This window comes from Corynebacterium sp. HMSC068H04, assembly GCF_001811255.1.
Classification (GTDB): Bacteria; Actinomycetota; Actinomycetes; order Mycobacteriales; family Mycobacteriaceae; genus Corynebacterium; species Corynebacterium hesseae.
Window position 1 is genome coordinate 60,053 of sequence record NZ_KV804023.1, and the last position, 18,068, is coordinate 78,120.

An 18,068-nucleotide genomic window follows, 5' to 3' on the forward strand; every position below is an offset into this window, starting at 1 on the left:
AGGGGAGGTTCGCTTCTGTGCTGTTTATGGCTGTTGTGTACTGCTCTACCGGCTTAGCCCTGGGAGCCGAATCCCGGGCTTGGGGGCCAGCCGCCGTTGGTACCAGGGTTACCAGGATTACCCGGGCGCTGCTGGCCTGGTTGCCCAAAGCCAGAGCCCCCACCAAAGCCAGTGCCACCGCCAACGTTTGGCGTTCCGCCGAAGCCGGGGCGTCCCGGCCCGTTCGCACGCCCTTGCTGGCCGTGAGGTGACGGGCCGGAAGGCTGGGACTGGCCGAATCCACCAGGTTGCGGAGCACCCTGCTGCGGTCCACGTTGCGGCGGCGGACCGCTCGGCGGCTGGGAGCCAGGCTGGTTCTGCTGGACCGGCTGCCCCGGTTGGCCGGACTGCGGCGGTGTCTGTGCCTTGTCGGGCTTCTCGGCTGGGAATTCGACTTGGTCAAAGAGTTGCAGGGCCTGGCGGCTGATCTCCTTCGACATCTCGTCATACGCGCTGGCCTGGGCCAGCGTATCGATGGTCATGACAATCTCACCGGAATCGCGATCCTTCTCGTTGCCCACGAAGAACCACGTGTTCTGCACCGCAAGCGGCAGAACTGCCCGGCAGCCGGACTTCTTGCCCTTGCCGGAAATGGTGCCATCGCGCTGGACCTCCACGTGGGCGGCGGTAAACGGGCTCAGCCCCATCTTTACCTTGGCATCGTTGCTGCCCAAGCGAGCAGAGCGTCCGGTGGTCTCTACCGGAACAGCGCCCTGGAACTCCTCCTTGGACACCGCGAACGGGCGGCCATTGTCGGTGCGCACGAGGTTAGCACCCTCGCGGCGTACCGGGATGGTCTTCGCAAACATTCGGGGCTTTTCCGGAATACGGCCGCTAACCCACTTCATGAGGTACAAGATGGCCAGCGGAATCAGCAGCGCAAGCAACACCGCGAGGACAAAGGAGAGGCCGAAAGCGGACTTGCTCAGTGGCGCAGTCATGGAACCCTGCAGCGTCAGCGGCAGCTCCATTTGCTGGTTATCCTCAGCAGACTGCAGGTTGATCACCGGATCCACGCGCAGCGGGCCATCCGCCATCTCTTTAACGCTCAACGTCACCGGGATGGTCGCCTTTTCGTCCCTGGAGAGCTCCAGCGCGGAATCCTCCGAGTTGTGCTTGGAGCTCACCGCAACGGCAGGAACTCCCGAGGGGAGCATCCCGTCAGCGGAATCCACGGTCTGGTCTGCTACCCATACCTTGCCGGGGCCGGTCACCGGGACGTCGACAGTAACTTCTTTCTCCGTCATGGTGATCGTCTGCGCCGAGCCCACCGTCGGCATGTTGACCGGGGTAACCGTCAGCGGCGTTTCAGCGTTGATGGGGTCCAGCTTCGAACCCGGGCGCTCACCTGTGTCCTTAGTGGTGATTTCCACGCGGGTCACGAGCTGACCGGATGCTGCGTTTTCCACCTTCTCCAGCGGAATGTCTACTGGCTGCCCATCGGTGATGGGGGCATTGTCCACGAGGGTAACCGGGGAACCATCCTCCGGCACGAACTCCGCATGAAGGGTTCCCTGGCCCTCCAGCGCACGGGGCTCGCCGTGGCCATCGACCAACTGCCCCTTCAATACCTGGTCAGAGTTGATGCCGCCTTCTACCTTGGCGCCATCTTCCGTCTTGAGGTCCAGGTTAAGGCCCGGCACCATGACAACGGATGCGAGGTACTCGCCTTCGGTCCCCTCTGCCACCTTGTAGCCAAAAGTCCACGCGCCTGCCCAGGAATCGCCGTCCTTTTCCATCGCGATATCGACCATGCCCGGCAGCTTGTTGTTCTCCGTCACGGAGACCTTCGCACCGGCAACCTTCGTGGTATCCGGCTTGAGTTCCACGGTTTCGCCATCGGGGCCAGTCAGAGTTGGGATGAGATCGTCCTCACCCACCGAGTTCTTCGGTACCGCCGACAAACGCACAGGGGATACGGAGTCATCGAGGACGAAATCAAACTGGTCTTTGAAGTTGCCGTCCTTGGTCACGCCACCCGAGGTGGGGATGAGGTTACGGAAGGCCGCGAACAGCGCTGCCGGGTCCTCACCCGCGTCGAAGAATGCACCGTTCGGGGCACCCTGGCCGCAGTCTTCACCCTCCGCCATGCGGGTGAGCTGGCGGACCTGGTCCTGGGCTTCCGCCGCCGGAACGAGTCCCACGTTAAAGAGGCGGATATTGGAGTTACGGAACGCAGTAACAGAGGAATTGACCTCACACAGCTTGTCCTGTGCACCTTGAAGGTCATTGGCTTCGGCGTCGGTGTAGTACTTGCCATCGGTAAAGAACACGATGCCGCGGCAGCTACTTCCTTGGTGAGACGCCAGTTCCTTCAACGCGCCTTTATAAGCCGCGCCGTAGTTGGTTTCGAGGTCCGCTACGCGGTCCTCCTTGCGGAACTTGTCCAATTCGCTCTGCAGGGCATCACCGTTTCCGGAAATATTGGTCCACCCGCCGTACTCGGCCGGATCACTGTAATAGTCAGAACCAAAGCCGGCGAGTTTCACGTTGATGTCTGCGCCGTTATCTTCCCCGAGGTGTGCCAGCTGCTTCACGATGTCCCCCGTGGCATCGACGCGGAAGGCATCGGCGTCCGTCGGCTGAGAGCCTTCATAGCCCACCAACGACGCTGATTGGTCAAGAACAAAAAGCAAGTCCGCAGACTTCTCGCTGGCAATACAGGAGCCGAAATCGGACAGGTTCTTTTGCGAAACCTCAGAGAGCGAGGATTCGGAACCGATTCCCTCAGGGTGCTCTTCCGGCTGAGCTTCTGGGGCTTCTGGGGCCTCAGGAGCTTCCGGAGGCGGCGGAGCATCCTGAGCTACCGCGCCTAAGCTGCCACCGAATCCAGCGATAGTCACCGCCGCGGATAGGGCAAGTGCACGAGTGAGTTTCTTCATTAGGCGCCAACCGCCTTTCCTACGTAGAAGGCGATTTCCACCGCAGCAACAATGACAAGGACAAAGCTTCCACCCATAATGACGCGGTAGAGCAAGGTTTGCGTCGTATCCTCAATATAAAAGGTCTCAGCCTGGCGCTGCGTGTTCTTCAGCGTGTACAAGCCCAAGAGGATGAAGGACACGATTCCAGCCAAGAGCCATCCCCCGATTGCCAGGCCGAAGAAAAGGCCTTCCGTCGGAGCGGCGAGCAGCGGCGCAAGAATCAACAGGATCAGCGCGATGACCGCGGATACGCCAGCGGCAATGAGCAGCGGCCACGGCCCCTTCGTTGGGCTCGTCGGTGTTGCCACCTGACGGCGGTAATCCGGCGCGGGCGAGGAATCACCGAAACCATCCGGCGAGCCCGGCGCGCCAAAGGAGCCGCCCGCGCCCGAACCGGAGTTAAAACCCGGAGAGGGCTTCTGCGCAGGATTCTGGGAAGGATTCGGGGCGCCAAAACCGCCGAAGCCCCCAGCCCCAGTGGGCGAGCCAAACCCGGAGCCAGAACTAGGTGCGGATCCTGCACCTGGCCGGTTAGCACCTTGGGGCGGGCGCCCGCCAAACTGTGGTGAGGAGCCTGGGGAACCAAACGTCATATCGATGACCTTCCCTTGTACGAAGTTGGGCCACCGGCAAACCTGGTGCCTCCCCCATCTAGCGACGCAGAAGGTAGAAGATCAGCCGGAAAGCTCTAAGGACTAGAAACCAAGGTAGTCGCACCCCCTGACACGACATGCCTGTCACGAGCCTCGGACTTCGAACGCCCCGAATCTCTTCGAGCACGCACCGCGGCACAATAGACAGGAAACGTTCAGGGAACACGAAAACACTGCAAGCAAAAGAATGCCATACTACGTGCATTTTTTCTGCCCAGTTTGCAGATTTTGATGGGCGAAGCGCTGGAACCACGGCAATGAAACAACCTGTTCCGCTGCCTTTTCCCAAGGAACCGCCGGGCAAGGGAGTGCTCCCCGCGTGAACCGAATGAAACTCCCTATTTCTAGTTCCCCTAGTTTCGTGGAAAAATGCTGTGCCATGACAACTCAATCGGCAACCGCAACCACCACAAACGGTGGCGAGAGCATCCGATTCATCCCGGTACATTCCACTTTGTACCCGTGGCTGGTCTCGGTGTTCGTCGTTACCTTCCTCATCTCGAACATCAACGCCACGAAGGGCGTCCAACTCGGCCCACTCATCACCGATGGTGCCTTCTTCCTCTTCCCCCTCGCCTACATCGTGGGCGATGTCCTCTCCGAGTGCTACGGCTTCAAGTCCACTCGCCGCGCCGTCTACATCGGTTTTGCCATGGCGCTTTTGGCCGCAGTCTCCTTCTACATTGCGGTCTGGCTGCCCGCCGCGGACTTCTACGAAGGCCAAGAAGCTTTCGAAGCAACTCTCGGCCTCGTGCCGCAGATTCTCGCCGCCTCCCTAGCCGGATACCTCGTGGGCCAGCTGCTCAATTCCTTCACCTTGGTGAAGATGAAGGCCCGCACCGGCGAAAAGGGTCTCATTGGCCGCCTTGTTGCTTCCACCGTCGTCGGCGAATTCGGCGATACTCTGCTGTTCTGCGCCATCGCAGCACCCGTCATCGGCATCGATTCCTTCAGTGGCTTCCTGAACTACGTCATCGTGGGCTTCCTCTGGAAGACCGCCTGCGAGGTCATCATGCTTCCGCTGACCACGCTGGTTATCTCCTGGGTTAAGCGCCGCGAGGATTACGCACCTATCGCCGAGGCCGAAACCTCTACGGCAGCGCCGTCTAAGTAGCAGCAACCCGTCCCGAATTCCCCCTTGGCACGCACTGTGCTGAGGGGGTCTATTTCTCTCTTCCCTTCACCCAACTTGCGTAATACGATGCATTCACAAGAGCAAAGGAGAATAAATGGCTGCATGTGAAGGCCGTCCGAAATCTGCTTCAGCCCGTGCAGCACTTTTGGAACGGGTCGAAGACTACTACGACCTTCAGGAACTGCGCACAGCAATGGCAGAGGATTCTGGCGAGCGGTTTAATCTTGATGAGGTATTAAAGGACATCGACGATGCATAAGCATCTACGAGCTTCCCTCCTCCCTATTCTTGGCCTGGCCACAGCCTTCAATCTTGTGGCGTGCTCGGGTACAGAGGAAGTCACCACGCCGTCCGCAACGACTAGCCACGCGGCACCGGAAACGACGACGGTGAGCAGTGGGGCGTCGCCAAGCGCAGCGCCCAGCACCACCCCTACCCCGCCGCCGCTCAACCAAGGCCCGTCACCCGCACTGACCGGTACGTTTGAGATGGATGGCCCGGCCACCATCACGGGCGCGACCTATGACTCGATGCCCTTCGTCCTGCCCCTCAACCCCGCTGGGCCACAGGAGACCATGGTGCGCTGGGTGCAAGACTGGGGTGAGTCACCCGCCACGGCAGAACAGGGCACCACCTACGTCTTGGGCCATGCCTGGGGCCAGCAGAAGCTGGTATTCAACCCCTTCTCCGAGGTGGTCACCGCCAACGTCGATCTGAGCAACCCCACCACCGTGGAGGGCCTCGACGGGGCGCAGGTACAGCGCTTTGCGACGCCCGTCCTCAACGGCTCCCACATCCGCATGACCTCTGAGGGTGGTGCGGGCCGCGAGTGGATTGTCGATAACGCTTTCCTGGTGGGCAAGGAACAGCTAGGAAGCGACGCGGACCTGATGAATACCGAGGTTCCCGGGCGCATCGTACTCATTGCCTGCGCTGTCGACGGCGCTACTGACTTGGAGTACAACGTCATCGTCACCGGTCACTTGGCGTAATAGCGCCCCAGGAATTCATCGCGGTAGGCCTCGTAATAGCCGCCGTCGATCGACGCCCGGATGTTATCCACCAAGCGGATCATGAACTCCAGGTTGTGGATGGTGCACAGCGTGCCCGCTAGGAATTCCTTGGCCTTGAGCAGGTGGTGGATGTAGGCACGGGAATAGTTCTCCGAGACGTAACCGCCGAATTCCTCGTCCACGCCAGCAAAGTCGCGCTTGAAACGCGCATTAGTGAGGTTGAGGCGTCCATCGAGGGTGTAGACGCCACCGCGGCGCGCCAGGCGGGTCGGCGCCACGCAGTCGAAGGTATCCGCACCCGCCTCCACCGCGGTGAACAAATCATCCGGCTCGGAAATGCCCAGCAGGTGCCGGGGCTTATCGACGGGCAGCTCATCGCACACCCAGCCCACAATCGTTCCCAGATTCTCCTTCTCCAACGCGCCACCGATGCCGAAGCCTCCGAAGCCGCGACGGCCATTCGCCTCGGCGCGATCGGAAAGCTCCACCAGCCCGCGCGCGGCCTGGCGTCGCAGGTCCTCGTATTGCGCACCCTGCACCACGCCCCACAGGGACTGGCGCGGCTTCTGCGGACCGCGAGCAAGCGTCAAGCGGTCGTGCTCATCCAGGCAGCGCTGCGCCCAGCGGCGCGTGCGCTCCACGGATTCCTCCTGGTACGTGCGGGTATCCACCAGGGTGGTGAGCTCATCGAAGGCAAACATGATGTCCGCGCCCAGGCCATGCTGAATCTGCATGGAGACCTCCGGGGTAAAGCGGTGGGAGGAGCCGTCGATGACGGACTTAAAGTCCACACCGTCCTCATCCACTTGTGCCATGCGTTCCTTCTTCGCCGCACGGATATCAGAATCCGTCAGCTCCGCCACGTCCATGGCCAGGACCTTCTTGAACCCCACGCCCAGGGACATGACCTGGAATCCGCCCGAGTCGGTATAGGTCGGCCCGTGCCAGTTCTCGAAGGTAGCCACGCCACCGGCCTCATCCACGATGTCGTGGCCCGGCTGCAGGTAAAGGTGATAGGCGTTGGACAGGATGGCTTGGGCGCCGGTGGCCCGGATCTGTTCCGGGGTCAGCGTTTTCACCGTGGCCTTGGTGGCCACCGGGATGAAGGCCGGGGTTTGGATATCACCGTGCGGGGTATGGATAACGCCGGTGCGGCCGTGCTTTCCCGGTTGTGCTGGACCGCTCAAGTCCAGCTCCTTCTTCACGTCGAAGGAAAGATCGGTCTCAAGCTGCGGCTTAGGGTGAGTCATAGGGAACTATTCTACGGGCTGCGCTGCCTTATCCTCTGCTTCACGGGATGCTGCCGCGTGTTTGCGCTCCCATTCTTCCTCGAGTGCGGTGCCCTCGATGTCCAGCTGCGGGATCAGCTTGTCCAGCCACTTCGGCATCCACCAGGTGGTGTGACCCATGAGGAACATCGTGGCGGGGACAAGCGACATGCGGACTAAGAAGGCATCGAAAAGCACGCCCGCCGCCAGCGCGAAGCCGAAAATCTGGATGAAGGGCAGGGGCTGGCTGATAAACGCCACGAAGACGGAAATCATGATGATGGCCGCAGCGGTGACCACGCGGGCACCGGCGGTAAAGCCGGCGATGGTGGCCTCGTCGTTGGCGTTGTACTTGCTGTACTGCCCGCCGCTGCCCTGCGGGAAGCGGGAGAAATGCTCGCGCATGCGGGTGACCAGGAAGACCTGATAGTCCATGGCCAGGCCGAAGGTCACGCCGATGAGGAAGATGGGCATGAAGGAAATCAGCGGGCCCGGCGCGGGCACCAGGCCGGTGAGGCCGTCCTGCCACACAAGCACGGTCAGGCCGAAAGCGCCGCCGACGGAAAGCAGGAAGCCCAGGCCCGCGACCAACGGGACCAAGATGGAGCGGAACACCGCCAAGAGCAAGATAATGGCCAGGCCCACCACGATGGCGAGGTATGGCCCCATGGCCCCTTCAAGGCGCTCGGTGATATCGAGCTGCACCGCGGTCAGGCCCGTCATGCCGATCTCGGCGCCGGTGGCATCCTCCAGCTCCGCGCTAGCCGTGCGCAAGGCGGAGGCGGTGCCAATCGTGGCCTCATCCGTCGGCGCTGTGGTGGGGCTGACCATGATCTGCGCGGACTTCATGTCTTTGCTCACGCCCACCAGCTGGGCGTGCTTGACCCCACCCACCTGGTTGAGGCGCTGCACGGAATAGATGAAGGAGGAAAGCGCGGCCTTCTTCTGCTCGTCTTCCTCGCCCTCCTGGCCCTGGATATAGGGCTGTAGCGCCGCGGATTCCGGGTTGGCATTGGCGCCATCCACGATCACCAGGAAGGGGCCGTTGATGCCGGGACCAAAGCCTTCGGAGAGCAGGTCCGCCGCCTTGCGCTGGGTGGTATCCGGGTTGGAGGTGGTATCCGCTGGCAGGGCCAGCTCCATGTGCAGGACCGGGGCGGTCAAAGCTCCGAGGCCGAGCACCACCAAGGCCATGACGATGCCAGGGGCGCGCTGCACCGTGCGCACCCAACGGTTGCCCATCGTTGCTTTCGTGCGGCGCGGGCGGCGCTTCGTGGGGTTGCCGGCCACGCCGGGGATGCGCCCGGCGAAGGCCTTATCACCGAGCAGGCCCAGCATCGCGGGCACCAAGGTCAGCGCGACGAGCACTGCCATGAAGACCGTGCCCGCAGCGGCCAGGCCCATGGCGGTGAGGAAGCTAATGCGCGCCACGAGCAGCGCGAAGAGCGCGATGAAGACCGTCGCGCCGGCAAAGACCACCGAGGAACCCGCCGTGCCAACGGCCATGCCGGCGGCATCCGGCCCGTCCATGCGGGAGCGCTCCTGCCGGTAGCGCGACATGATGAACAGCGCATAGTCGATGCCCACGGCCAGACCAATCATGACGGCCAGCACCGGGGTGAGGTTGTTGAGCTCAATCCAGTGGGTAGCGATCATGACACCCATCGCACCCAGGCCCACGCCCACGACCGCAGAGATAAGTGGCATGCCCGCGGAGGCCAAGGAACCGAAGGTAATAATCAGGACGATAAACGCCACGGCCAGGCCGATGACCTCAGAAATCGAATTGACCTGGATCTCATCACCGAAGCCCGCGCCGCCGGCCTCTACTTCCAGCCCCGCCGCGCGGCCGATATCCATGGCCTCATGGACCACGTCTTTATCCGCGGGGTCCACCGAATAGGGGCTTTCCGCATCAAAGTCGAAGGTGGTGTAGGCGATGGTCTCATCGGCATTGACCATGGCCAGGTTATCGGCATCCGCCCGCGCGGTCTCCTCCGGCAAACCCATGGAGGTGAACTGCTCGATGACCTGCTGCTGAAGTGCTGGCGATACGTCGAGCGGGTTACCCCAGCGCTGCTGGCTGCCCTCCGGGATGTCCAAGCCCTCAGCAATGTGGTGCACCACATCCTCGATAGCTTCCTTGTTCTGCGGATCGCTGAGCTTCTGCCCTTCCGGGGCCTTGAAGACGAGATTGACCGACGGCGCATTGGCCGGGTTACCGTTCTCCGGGAACAGCTCCACCGCGCGGCGGGTAGCGTCAATAGCAGGCGTGCCGCTGATGGAGTACTCCGTGGTCATCGGCTTCATCAAGCTCAAGGTCGCTCCGCCTGCAGCCGCCACGATGAAGATCCAGGCGATGATGACCTTCCATCGGTTGATGTAAGACCAGCGGCCTAGGTGGTAAAGCAGCTTTGCCACGGAAATTCCCCTTCACATGCGCGATTATTGCTCGCGGAAGCTTTGGTGGTGGACATGAATGTGCACCAGTTTAACCAGTTGGGCTGTGAAGCCCTAACGGTATCGCACGCCCAGCTGGGCACCAGGATGAGATGAAAGCGCCGCGAAAAGAATCATTCCAAGCGGGGGTACCGGCAGTAAAGACCAGCAGATCCTTCGCAGCGAACTGGTGTACTAAACCATCATCCCCCCAAAGTCTTTCCTAGGAAATCCCAAGCAATACTAACTACAGTCCCAAGACCAAGGGCTTTCCGTCCGCTTAGATGAAGACATCGCATGAGCAAACGACAAACTACTTGAGCCAGTTCAACGGGAGTAGGTATATCTTGACCTCATTAGAGGACCACCACCTTCGGTTTGATCCCGTCATCTCCAGAACCCTAAGTTTGACGGGCGATTCATCGAAATTGGAAGTAATGGCTAAGACATTCCTCGCGGTGTCTGCTCCATTCCTCGAAGAGATTCCTCCGGAAATCATTAATCGACTTAGAGAATCCGAGTTCTCCAAAAATCTCGAGAGCGCGGAGCGATGGCTCAAGGCGAGTGATGAGAGAACCCATCAAGCACAAATAGACCAAGAACCAGATGAATTGATTATCCACTATGGCAAGGTATCTGCCCTTGCAGAGGCTGCTTGCTGCATTGACCCATCCAATGTGGACAAACAAAATTTGTTCTACTTCTTGATGAGCCTGAGCTCGGTGGTCGTCGATCCACAAGTAATCATGGCTAGACAATTCAATGAGGCCTAAGCTCGCACATAGCCAATTGCACACCTGCGATGTGTACCTACTTCATTACAAAGGAACAGCACCCTCAGCCATATCTGCAGTTCGCGGCGAACGCGCCACGGGCAAGAACGACGCAACTGCTGCAACTACCAACGCAACTGCCAAGGCAACCGCCGCAACACCAGGATGAGAAGAAAGAACTGCGAAAAGAATCATTCCAAGCGGGGTACCGGCGGTAAAGACCAGCTGATCCTTTGTAGCGAACTGATGCACCAGACCATCATCCCCCAAAGACTGCCCGAGTGAATCCCACGCAATTCCTGCAGCAGTCATCATCAAGGACGCAGCGGCACCAACTGCTGCGATGAGCACGAAGACAGAGGAGAATGCCAAAGCCAGGATCTGCCCGGCCAGAAGAATCAGCATCAGGATTTGCAAGGTGCTAAAACGCACCCGATCTAATGCCTTCAGAATTGTTGCGGCTGAGCCAAGCGGCGAACCGACCGCAAGCGCAGTTGCCATAAATCCCCACGACTTTTCGTCGAAAGTATTCATAATCCATGTAGGTCCAGCACTTCCCAGGAAGCCGTTGACCACTGCCGCGACCAGCCAAGTACCGAGTCCTACCCGCACCCAGCTCGGAAGCGTTGGGGACGCAAGAGGTTTGTTCGAAGTCGATGAACCTGCACTGTCCGGTCCTGGTTCAGCCGCTGCGCTATTAGAGCTTTCTCCTGCTGGTTCTCTGCATACTGAGAGAAACGGAAGAACAAAGAGCATGGCCACGAGGAAAGTGGCGCCGTCGATAAGCAATACCGTGTTAAATCCCAAGGTGAGCACTACCGCTGTACCGATGAGGGGGCCGGCAATAAACAGCACATCACCGAGCATCGACAGGGTTCCATTGACGCGGGTGCGCTGCTCATCGGAAAACAGCTGCGACAAGAGGCTAAACCTTGCTGGTCCAAAGAATGAGGAGGCACAACCGTACACGCAACTTGAGAGCGCGAACGCAGCAATGGAATCGCCACGAACAACCACCCACGCCACGAGTCCCCACTGCGCCAACATCCGAACGACATCACTACCCAGCATCCAGGTCACTGGCCGGTGTGGTGGCGGCAGCTTTCGGACCACTAAAGAACTGACGAAGCGGCCCGCCCACAGCGCGATAAGCACCACCGTCAAGCCGCGCCCCGACGGATCTACTCGGTGTGCTTGCAGTGCAAAAGCAATCGGGATGAGGCCGTCACCCAACCCGGAAACGACAGCTGCTGCGAAGACAAGCGAGAACGTAGATCTGAAAGAAAGACTATTCATCAACCTCAACATCTTATAGTGTTACACATCATAGTATTCCCGCATAGAGAGTCAGGACACCCCCTGCCCCACCAGAGTTTTATCCGCTGAAGTGCTCTAGGAGACCCCCATGTCTACTTTCGTCATCGTTGCCATCGCGGCCATCCTTCTCATTTCTATCCCAGCAGGCATGATGAGCCGGCGGATTCACAAACGCACGGAAGACCACGACCCCGAGGCACGCCAAGCCGCGCTAGATTTCCAAAGAGATGTTGATAGAGGGCGGGCCGGCTTCTAAAACACAAAAAGACCGGCACCCCAGAGCTAAAACTGGAGTGCCGGATCTGGCGGTGGCGGCGGGATTTGAACCCGCGGTTGGGGGTTACCCAACAATCGCTTTCGAGGCGATCACCTTCGGCCGCTCGGACACGCCACCGCGTTCCAGATTACGGGAGTCATCCCGAGCGACAAAATCGCTGCCCACACCACGCGGCGCGGACAGCGATTCAGCTAGATGAGGCTAGGAATTAGTCCTTGAGGTTACCGATAACCTCGGTGGCCTTATCCTTGACGCCCTCAACGGCGTCGGAAGCCTTCTGCTTAGCCTCGGAGGTGACCTGGTCGGCCTTGCCCTCGTTCTCCAGCTTCTCGTTATCGGTCAGGCCGCCAGCGGCTTCCTTAGCCTTGCCAACGAACTCGTCCTTCTTGTTCTCGAAATCACCCATGGTTTTCTCCTTACTCTCTACTTCTCTCACGTGGGACTCTCTACTTCTCTCACGTGGGCCACCAAGCCTACACCCGAACTGGAAGGCGGCTCCGGGGCCACTAACCCGCTCAGGGGCTAAGCGCCGCTGCCGCGAAGACCCCCGAAGAAGCCCGTGAGCAGCTCCGCGCACTCCTCCTCCAGCACGCCGCCGCGTACCTCGGGAACGTGGAGGGCACCGGGGGCGCGGAGGACGTCGACAAGCGAACCGCACGCCCCCGTCTTCGGTTCATAAGCACCAAAGACCACCGAGGACACCCGGGAAGCCTGGATCGCGCCCGCGCACATCGCGCAGGGCTCCAGGGTGACAACCAGCTCGCAGCCCTCCAGACGCCAACCATCGCCATGCACACGCACCGCTTGGCGGATGGCTTCCACCTCTGCGTGTGCGGTGGGGTCATTTAGCTGCTCGCGGCGGTTAACGCCGGTGGCGAGTTCTTTTCCGGAGGCGTCGTAAAGCACGGCACCCACAGGGATATCCCCCGCCGGCGTCGTGCGCGCGACCTCTAAGGCGCGGCGCATGCGGGCCTCCGCGCGCACCAGCCCCTCCGCTGGTTTAAGAATCATCCGAGTCAAGGCCGTCGATGAAATCCTCTAGCTCATCGCCAAAGCCCAGCTCGCCGGCGATGCGCAGGAGCATGTCAGAAGGCCAGTCCTCATCGTTATCGATGATGTAGCCCAACTGGTTCTCATCGAGGCCGAGGTCAGCGAAGATATCGAAATCGCCGTCACCGTAGGGGTCGGCGTCCTCCCACTCGTCCTCGTCCAAATCCGGGATATCGATATCGCGCAAGTCCAGGAAATCCGCGGCGAAGTCGTCTTCGGAGGCGTAGGTGGCGTCGGAAAGCAGCATGCGCACATCCCCCGGAACCGGGCGCACGACGACGAAATAATCATCTTCCACGCACAGCAGCGCGAATGCCGCCCCCTCGGAACGCAGGTTGCGCACCGCTTTGATGGAGGTGTTGACGTCGGTGAAGTCATCCTTGAAAGGGCGAATCACCCAGCCGCCTTCGGCACTGGCAACGGTGATGGCAAAGGACAGATCGTCGTGGCTCATACCTCGTCAGATTAGTCGGGTTGTGCCACAATTGTCACCGTGAGTTCTCAAGATGTTCAACGCCCCGTCTGCATTATCGGCCTCGGTCTCATTGGAGGTTCCCTCCTGCGTGACCTAGCTGCTGCACGCCATTCCGTGTACGGCTACAACCACTCCACCTCTGGTGCCCGAACGGCCATTAAACAGGGCTACGACGTCACCGATGATCTGCCGGCCATCCTGCACCGGGCAGAGGAAGACAACGCTCTTATCGTCGTCGCGGTGCCCATGGATGCGGTTGCCTCGGTCCTCGACTCCATTCAGGAACACGCCCCGAGCTGCGGCTTGACGGACGTGGTCTCGGTCAAGACCGAGGTGCGCCAGCTCATTGTGCAGCGCAACATGGAGTCGCGCTATGTGGGCGGCCACCCCATGGCCGGGACCTCCAAGTCCGGCTGGGAGAACTCCCACACCGGGCTGTTCAACCGCGCTGCCTGGGTTATCACCTATGACTATGCCGCCGAGTGCGAGGCGCGCGGCGAGCGCATCCCCGCCGAGTGGGAGAACATTTTTGCGGACGTGGTCCGCATGACCCAGATGGTTCACGCGGAGGCAGTTCCGGTGCGCGTGGCTAACCACGATGCCGCGGTCGCCCGCATCTCGCACCTGCCGCACGTGTTGGCGGAGACCCTCGCGGTGGTCGGCGATAATGGCGGCATCCTGGCCCAATCCTTGGCGGCTGGCTCCTTCAAGGACGGCACCCGCGTGGCGGGTACTCGCCCGGACCTGGTGCGCCAGATGTGCGAGACCAACTCGACTGCGCTGGTCCAGGCCCTCGACGAAGTCCTTGAGTTGCTGCAGGATGCGCGCGAATCGCTGGCCTCGGATCAGCCTTCCATCGCCGCGCTTGCCGACGCTGGCTTCCGCGCCCGCACCCGCATCGAAGCCCGCTCCGGTGCTCGCAAGGAATCGGTCTCCCCGGTGAAGATCTCCTCCCGCCCGGTCTTGCGCATGCACCCGGGTGCGCCGAACTGGGTGGCACAGCTGCGCCAAACGGAGTCTTTGGGCGGACGCATCGAAATTTTCTAACCCGTTGGCGAGCTTCCAGCCCTGACCTTCTGCTCTAGCAGGCGGTTCTCAACGGGTTCCCCTCACCTGGTTCCAGTCAAAAGGTTTCTTTGCCCCCAAACGAACCTTCTAACTGGTTAAAGATGGTTTACTTGCCCCCAAGGGAACCTTTTGACTGGAGACTTCTGAGTGGAGCCTTTTGTAGGGTGCCATCTGGTGACCGGCTGTGAAGCGGCGTAGAGCGGTGACAAAGGGGGAGGTGGGACGCTTAGTCGCGGAAGGTGTCGTCACGGCGCTTGCGGGCTTGGGACTCATCGCGCGTGATGCCGAGCAGCGGGTAACCCGCTAGGCCCACCACGAGGCCCACCGGCAACAACCACAGCATGCCGGAGGCCAGCCACAGCACCACACCAAGGATGGCGCCGGCAATCAGACACGGAACGAGTTTCTCCTTCATGGAGAAACAGCCTAGTTGGTCCGCTTCCCAGCACCAGACTTGCGACTAATCACCCGCGAGAAGATGGCTATCGCGATGAGGCCCACTACCGCAGCAATGCCTGCTGGCCACGCGACGGGCGCGCTGACCTGCATCGTTGCCGGCGGTTTCGGGGAATTGTGGGCGGTGAGGACGCCGTCGGTATCGCGGCCGCTGGTGACGTCCTCGATCCAATCGCGGACCTCGACCACCGACGTGATGGCAGCGCTCGGCGAAGGCAGATCCGGATCCGCGTTCGACGTACCAGCCGTGGCCACACCGACGAGGCGACCGTTAACAAAGAATGGTCCGCCCGAGTCGCCGCCCTGCATGCCCTCACCATTGAGGGACTTCACGTCCATGATGGCAGCCGCAATCATCGGGCCCACTCCCCCAAGCTCACCGGCCGGAATGCTTTCCGCGCCGTCGGGTCCAACAGCGATCTCTGGCATGTCGCCGCCCTCCATCACCTGGGGCGCGTTGGACGAACCAGGGGCGGGAGCGACCATTCCACCGGGAGCAGGCACTGCCATGTCACCAGGAGCCATAGCCTCGGTATCCCCCGGCGCCACCGGCGTCATCTTCTGGCCGGATTCGTCTGGGCTTGCCGGCGGGGTGCCGCCGGATAGCAATTCGCCGACTTCCATCTCGGCCATCGGCAGCTGGCCTTTGCGGGCCATGCGGGAGCTACTACTCCAGCCGTAAAAGTGACCTTTCTCGCCGGCGGTGGGGACCGCATCCGCGAGCTTAGCTGGCTTAATGCCCTCGACGGGCTCGGTCAGGTGCATGAGGCCGGCGTCGATAGTCGGCGAAACAGCCCAGGAGTCCACGTCATAGACGCGAGTGTCCTTGCCCTGGCCAAAGCGGGCCTGCGAGCCCTCGTTGTTGACGGACTCCAAGCAGTGGCGGGCGGTCAGCACCCACTGCTCAGCCACCAGCGTGCCCGTGCAATCGCCAAAGTTGCCGATCTTGCCCATGCGCAGCGCAGCCACGGCAGCGCTTTCCTCCGATTGCGGAGCGGGCTGCGCAAACTCCAAGGCCATGGCCGGCGCAGCGCCTAGCCCCACGACCAGAGAGCTGGCCACAACAGCAGTTATCTTTCGTGCCACCATTACGCGGCCACCTCCTTGATTGCCCAAGCCACGGCCCTCTCGGCCGGGCCCTTTCCACAGAACTTCTTCCACAGCGCGCTCAACAGTAGGAACGCGAGCACAAAGCCCAGTGCCGCCATGGTGTTGTGTAGGGAGACGTGTGCCTGCCAGTAGCGTGCGGTGAGAATGTGCAGGATATAGATGGTCAACGACATCGAGCCCAATGCCGCGAAGGGGAAGGTCAAGCGCGGCAGGTGACGGCCAATGATCAGGCACAGGTGCAGCACCACCGCGGTGACCGCCACGGAGAGAAGGATTTCACCAAGCACGCCCGTATGCCCGGTAAAGCGCAGCCAGCCGGCGATATCCGGGTTAAAGCGCTGCCACAGGCCGATGCCAGTAACGACGACGGCCACCGCGGTCGTGACGATCTGGGTGCGGGTGGGGCGGGTGAGGTAGACGTCGTAAAGCAGCATGCCCGCCACCATGTACGCCAGGAATGCCACGAGGGGGTAGACCTGTGGGAGTGTGTACGGCGCGTAGAGCACCGTGGCGCCCGCGGTGGCCAGCGCGAAGAGCAGGACCTTCCAGACGGTGGCCAGCGGCGGCACCCAAGCGGTGAGAGCCATGGCCGCGCCCATCACGACGAGCACCACCTGAATCTCACCGCCCACAGGCAGCAAGGCCACGCCGATGAGCATGACTATCAGGCCGCGGGCGACCAGCTTGAGGAAGACCCGCAGCGAGTAGTCGCGGGCAAGAATCATCATCGTGGTACCTGCAATGATGGCAAAGCCCGCCGCCGGCAGCCCGGAGAGCACCACTTTGGCGCTCCACACCAGGTTGGCCATGTGCAGAATAATCATCCCGATGATGGCCAAGGAACGAGCAATATCGAGGCCCACTATTCGGGCACGCGCTGACACCTATTCATCTCCTTGCAATTGAAAACGTTTAAAGACCGACCAGTGGCTCTGGCCGGTCTTCTTATTTGTGTGTGTTTTCAGCTCTGCATTTCACTCAGCGCTGCGTGATATGCGTCTCAGCGGCTAAGAGCGATGGCTTTCTCATCTTGCACGAGGTAAATGCGCTCAGGGGTTGCGGAGGCATCGGGGTCCACCTTCACCGTTACTGGTCTTTGAAGAAAGTCAATGAGGGCCCCGTCCGATTGCGGGCCTAAGCAGATGTTGTCTGACATCAAATCCCACGTGATATCAATCTCACTAGCCTCGTTGCTCTCAAAGTGGAAGCCGGCGTTATCGCAGGAGAACTCCAAGTACTGATCCCTAAAGTTCACGTAAAAAGAATCCGGCTGCTGTGCAGACTTCCACTCGGAATTCACCACAAACTCCATCTGCTGTGCATTGGCGGTGACCAGGCCTGCGGGCGTGCTGGTAATAATGTTGCGCTGTGAGGATCCAGCTTCCGCTACGCCTGAGCTTCCCGGCAGCTCCGAGGAGCCTGCAAAAGAGAAGAGGGAGGAAATGAAAAGCAGGATAGCGGAGAGAATCGCTTGAATCATGGGCATCATTGTATCCTTCCCAACCGACCAGTGGCTCTGGTCGGCCTTCTCATTTCTGCCTGTTGTCAGCTCTGCGTTTCACTCAGCTCTGCGCGATATGCGTCTCAGTGGCTAAGGGCGATGGCTTTCTCATCGCGCACGAGGTAAATGCGCTCAGGGGTTGCGGATGCATCTGAGGCCACCATTACCTTCGCCGGATCGGACAGGAACATAATGAAGGGAAGGTCAACTTTTCCTCTAGGGCAGGCCTTATCCGTCAGCATGCTGAGCTCCACGCCGCCATCAACCAAGGTAAAGTCGCCGCCGTTACAGGGCAACCACACCGTCTGGTTCTGGAAATTCAAGGAGAAATCCTCTGGGCTCGCTGCAGATTCCCACCTAAAAGCAGTGATATGTTCCATCTGCTCATCGTTTGCCTCGACCAAATCTGCAGGGGTGTTCGTAATGATGCCGTGCTGGGCGACGTTTAGCCCCCACGCCTCCGAGCTCCCCGCCAGCTCCGAGGAGCCTGCGTTAGAAAACAGCGAGGAGATGAATAGCAGAATGGCGGTGAGAATCGCTTTGATCATATTTCAGAACACTACCGGGTTT

Annotated in this window: 19 protein-coding genes and 1 tRNA gene; 6 read left to right on the forward strand and 14 right to left on the reverse strand. The window is 60.6% G+C overall.

Annotation, left to right across the window (positions count from 1 at the left end):
* Positions 1-53: 53 nt before the first annotated feature.
* Positions 54-2,921, reverse strand: a complete 2,868-nt coding sequence (locus HMPREF2792_RS11825) for a VWA domain-containing protein (RefSeq protein WP_070533837.1) — start codon at positions 2,919-2,921, stop codon at positions 54-56.
* Positions 2,921-3,556: a hypothetical protein gene (locus HMPREF2792_RS13360; protein WP_227486021.1), complete on the reverse strand. Its 636-nt coding sequence runs from the start codon at positions 3,554-3,556 to the stop codon at positions 2,921-2,923. Before HMPREF2792_RS13360 ends, HMPREF2792_RS11825 begins: the two co-directional genes overlap by 1 nt.
* 439 nt (positions 3,557-3,995) lie before the next feature.
* Between HMPREF2792_RS13360 and HMPREF2792_RS11835 the strand changes: the two genes are divergently transcribed.
* The 3 genes from HMPREF2792_RS11835 to HMPREF2792_RS11840 all read left to right on the forward strand — a co-directional run bounded on the left by HMPREF2792_RS11835 (position 3,996) and on the right by HMPREF2792_RS11840 (position 5,743).
* On the forward strand, positions 3,996-4,730 hold the full coding sequence (locus HMPREF2792_RS11835) for a queuosine precursor transporter (RefSeq protein ID WP_070533839.1): 735 nt from the start codon (positions 3,996-3,998) through the stop codon (positions 4,728-4,730).
* A gap of 115 nt (positions 4,731-4,845) precedes the next feature.
* Positions 4,846-5,010, forward strand: coding sequence for a DUF6290 family protein (locus HMPREF2792_RS13085; RefSeq protein ID WP_154762325.1), 165 nt, complete (start codon positions 4,846-4,848; stop codon positions 5,008-5,010).
* Positions 5,003-5,743: a sortase family protein gene (locus tag HMPREF2792_RS11840; RefSeq protein WP_070533842.1), complete on the forward strand. Its 741-nt coding sequence runs from the start codon at positions 5,003-5,005 to the stop codon at positions 5,741-5,743. The genes HMPREF2792_RS13085 and HMPREF2792_RS11840 overlap by 8 nt, the downstream gene beginning before the upstream one ends.
* On the opposite strand, the gene tgt is transcribed toward HMPREF2792_RS11840, so the two are convergent.
* Both tgt and HMPREF2792_RS11850 read right to left on the reverse strand, forming a co-directional pair.
* Complete coding sequence (gene tgt, locus HMPREF2792_RS11845; RefSeq protein WP_070533844.1) at positions 5,731-7,014, reverse strand: tRNA guanosine(34) transglycosylase Tgt; 1,284 nt, start codon at positions 7,012-7,014, stop codon at positions 5,731-5,733. The genes HMPREF2792_RS11840 and tgt overlap by 13 nt on opposite strands.
* Positions 7,015-7,020: 6 nt before the next feature.
* Positions 7,021-9,453: an MMPL family transporter gene (locus HMPREF2792_RS11850; protein WP_070533847.1), complete on the reverse strand. Its 2,433-nt coding sequence runs from the start codon at positions 9,451-9,453 to the stop codon at positions 7,021-7,023.
* A gap of 455 nt (positions 9,454-9,908) precedes the next feature.
* On the opposite strand from HMPREF2792_RS11850, the gene HMPREF2792_RS11855 reads away from it, so the two are divergent.
* On the forward strand, positions 9,909-10,244 hold the full coding sequence (locus HMPREF2792_RS11855) for a hypothetical protein (protein ID WP_070564224.1): 336 nt from the start codon (positions 9,909-9,911) through the stop codon (positions 10,242-10,244).
* A gap of 45 nt (positions 10,245-10,289) precedes the next feature.
* On the opposite strand, the gene HMPREF2792_RS11860 is transcribed toward HMPREF2792_RS11855, so the two are convergent.
* Complete coding sequence (locus HMPREF2792_RS11860) at positions 10,290-11,552, reverse strand: MFS transporter (RefSeq protein WP_083304454.1); 1,263 nt, start codon at positions 11,550-11,552, stop codon at positions 10,290-10,292.
* A 97-nt stretch (positions 11,553-11,649) separates the two neighbouring features.
* On the opposite strand from HMPREF2792_RS11860, the gene HMPREF2792_RS13205 reads away from it, so the two are divergent.
* Positions 11,650-11,817, forward strand: a complete 168-nt coding sequence (locus HMPREF2792_RS13205; protein ID WP_167595823.1) for a hypothetical protein — start codon at positions 11,650-11,652, stop codon at positions 11,815-11,817.
* A 47-nt stretch (positions 11,818-11,864) separates the two neighbouring features.
* Here HMPREF2792_RS13205 and HMPREF2792_RS11865 read toward each other — a convergent pair.
* The 4 genes from HMPREF2792_RS11865 to HMPREF2792_RS11880 form a co-directional block, all read right to left on the reverse strand.
* A tRNA-Ser gene (locus tag HMPREF2792_RS11865) sits at positions 11,865-11,955 on the reverse strand.
* Positions 11,956-12,046: 91 nt separating this feature from the next.
* Positions 12,047-12,244: a CsbD family protein gene (locus HMPREF2792_RS11870; RefSeq protein ID WP_070533853.1), complete on the reverse strand. Its 198-nt coding sequence runs from the start codon at positions 12,242-12,244 to the stop codon at positions 12,047-12,049.
* 116 nt (positions 12,245-12,360) lie between these two features.
* Positions 12,361-12,804, reverse strand: coding sequence for a nucleoside deaminase (locus tag HMPREF2792_RS11875; protein ID WP_070533877.1), 444 nt, complete (start codon positions 12,802-12,804; stop codon positions 12,361-12,363).
* Between the two features lie 34 nt (positions 12,805-12,838).
* A complete protein-coding gene (locus tag HMPREF2792_RS11880) occupies positions 12,839-13,342 on the reverse strand; it encodes a tRNA adenosine deaminase-associated protein (protein WP_070524567.1) in 504 nt (167 codons plus the stop codon).
* 39 nt (positions 13,343-13,381) lie between these two features.
* Between HMPREF2792_RS11880 and HMPREF2792_RS11885 the strand changes: the two genes are divergently transcribed.
* Positions 13,382-14,410 carry a prephenate dehydrogenase gene (locus tag HMPREF2792_RS11885; RefSeq protein WP_070533855.1) on the forward strand — a complete coding sequence of 343 codons (1,029 nt, stop codon included), beginning with the start codon at positions 13,382-13,384 and terminating at the stop codon, positions 14,408-14,410.
* 247 nt (positions 14,411-14,657) lie between these two features.
* On the opposite strand, the gene HMPREF2792_RS11890 is transcribed toward HMPREF2792_RS11885, so the two are convergent.
* From HMPREF2792_RS11890 to HMPREF2792_RS11910, 5 genes are all read right to left on the reverse strand, one after another.
* Positions 14,658-14,846, reverse strand: a complete 189-nt coding sequence (locus HMPREF2792_RS11890) for a hypothetical protein (RefSeq protein WP_070533857.1) — start codon at positions 14,844-14,846, stop codon at positions 14,658-14,660.
* 11 nt (positions 14,847-14,857) lie between these two features.
* Complete coding sequence (locus HMPREF2792_RS11895) at positions 14,858-15,976, reverse strand: trypsin-like serine protease (RefSeq protein ID WP_070533859.1); 1,119 nt, start codon at positions 15,974-15,976, stop codon at positions 14,858-14,860.
* Entirely contained in the window at positions 15,976-16,881 is a 906-nt protein-coding gene (locus HMPREF2792_RS11900) for a DUF418 domain-containing protein (RefSeq protein ID WP_070533861.1), read from the reverse strand. Before HMPREF2792_RS11900 ends, HMPREF2792_RS11895 begins: the two co-directional genes overlap by 1 nt.
* A gap of 116 nt (positions 16,882-16,997) precedes the next feature.
* The gene (locus HMPREF2792_RS11905; RefSeq protein WP_070533880.1) at positions 16,998-17,477 is read right to left on the reverse strand and encodes a hypothetical protein; all 480 of its coding nucleotides are present in this window, start codon (positions 17,475-17,477) and stop codon (positions 16,998-17,000) included.
* A 104-nt stretch (positions 17,478-17,581) separates the two neighbouring features.
* Positions 17,582-18,046, reverse strand: coding sequence for a hypothetical protein (locus tag HMPREF2792_RS11910; RefSeq protein ID WP_070533864.1), 465 nt, complete (start codon positions 18,044-18,046; stop codon positions 17,582-17,584).
* Positions 18,047-18,068: the final 22 nt, after the last annotated feature.

Coding starts and splice junctions, on each gene's coding strand:
- HMPREF2792_RS13360 (WP_227486021.1), bottom strand. CDS start 3,556: ATGACGTTTGGTTCCCCAGGCTCCTCACCACAGTTTGGCGGGCGCCCG.
- HMPREF2792_RS11835 (WP_070533839.1), top strand. CDS start 3,996: ATGACAACTCAATCGGCAACCGCAACCACCACAAACGGTGGCGAGAGC.
- HMPREF2792_RS13085 (WP_154762325.1), top strand. CDS start 4,846: ATGGCTGCATGTGAAGGCCGTCCGAAATCTGCTTCAGCCCGTGCAGCA.
- HMPREF2792_RS11870 (WP_070533853.1), bottom strand. CDS start 12,244: ATGGGTGATTTCGAGAACAAGAAGGACGAGTTCGTTGGCAAGGCTAAG.
- HMPREF2792_RS11895 (WP_070533859.1), bottom strand. CDS start 15,976: ATGGTGGCACGAAAGATAACTGCTGTTGTGGCCAGCTCTCTGGTCGTG.
- HMPREF2792_RS11880 (WP_070524567.1), bottom strand. CDS start 13,342: ATGAGCCACGACGATCTGTCCTTTGCCATCACCGTTGCCAGTGCCGAA.
- HMPREF2792_RS13205 (WP_167595823.1), top strand. CDS start 11,650: ATGTCTACTTTCGTCATCGTTGCCATCGCGGCCATCCTTCTCATTTCT.
- HMPREF2792_RS11875 (WP_070533877.1), bottom strand. CDS start 12,804: ATGCGCCGCGCCTTAGAGGTCGCGCGCACGACGCCGGCGGGGGATATC.
- HMPREF2792_RS11890 (WP_070533857.1), bottom strand. CDS start 14,846: ATGAAGGAGAAACTCGTTCCGTGTCTGATTGCCGGCGCCATCCTTGGT.
- HMPREF2792_RS11910 (WP_070533864.1), bottom strand. CDS start 18,046: ATGATCAAAGCGATTCTCACCGCCATTCTGCTATTCATCTCCTCGCTG.
- HMPREF2792_RS11840 (WP_070533842.1), top strand. CDS start 5,003: ATGCATAAGCATCTACGAGCTTCCCTCCTCCCTATTCTTGGCCTGGCC.
- HMPREF2792_RS11905 (WP_070533880.1), bottom strand. CDS start 17,477: ATGATTCAAGCGATTCTCTCCGCTATCCTGCTTTTCATTTCCTCCCTC.
- HMPREF2792_RS11825 (WP_070533837.1), bottom strand. CDS start 2,921: ATGAAGAAACTCACTCGTGCACTTGCCCTATCCGCGGCGGTGACTATC.
- HMPREF2792_RS11860 (WP_083304454.1), bottom strand. CDS start 11,552: ATGTTGAGGTTGATGAATAGTCTTTCTTTCAGATCTACGTTCTCGCTT.
- HMPREF2792_RS11855 (WP_070564224.1), top strand. CDS start 9,909: ATGGCTAAGACATTCCTCGCGGTGTCTGCTCCATTCCTCGAAGAGATT.
- tgt (WP_070533844.1), bottom strand. CDS start 7,014: ATGACTCACCCTAAGCCGCAGCTTGAGACCGATCTTTCCTTCGACGTG.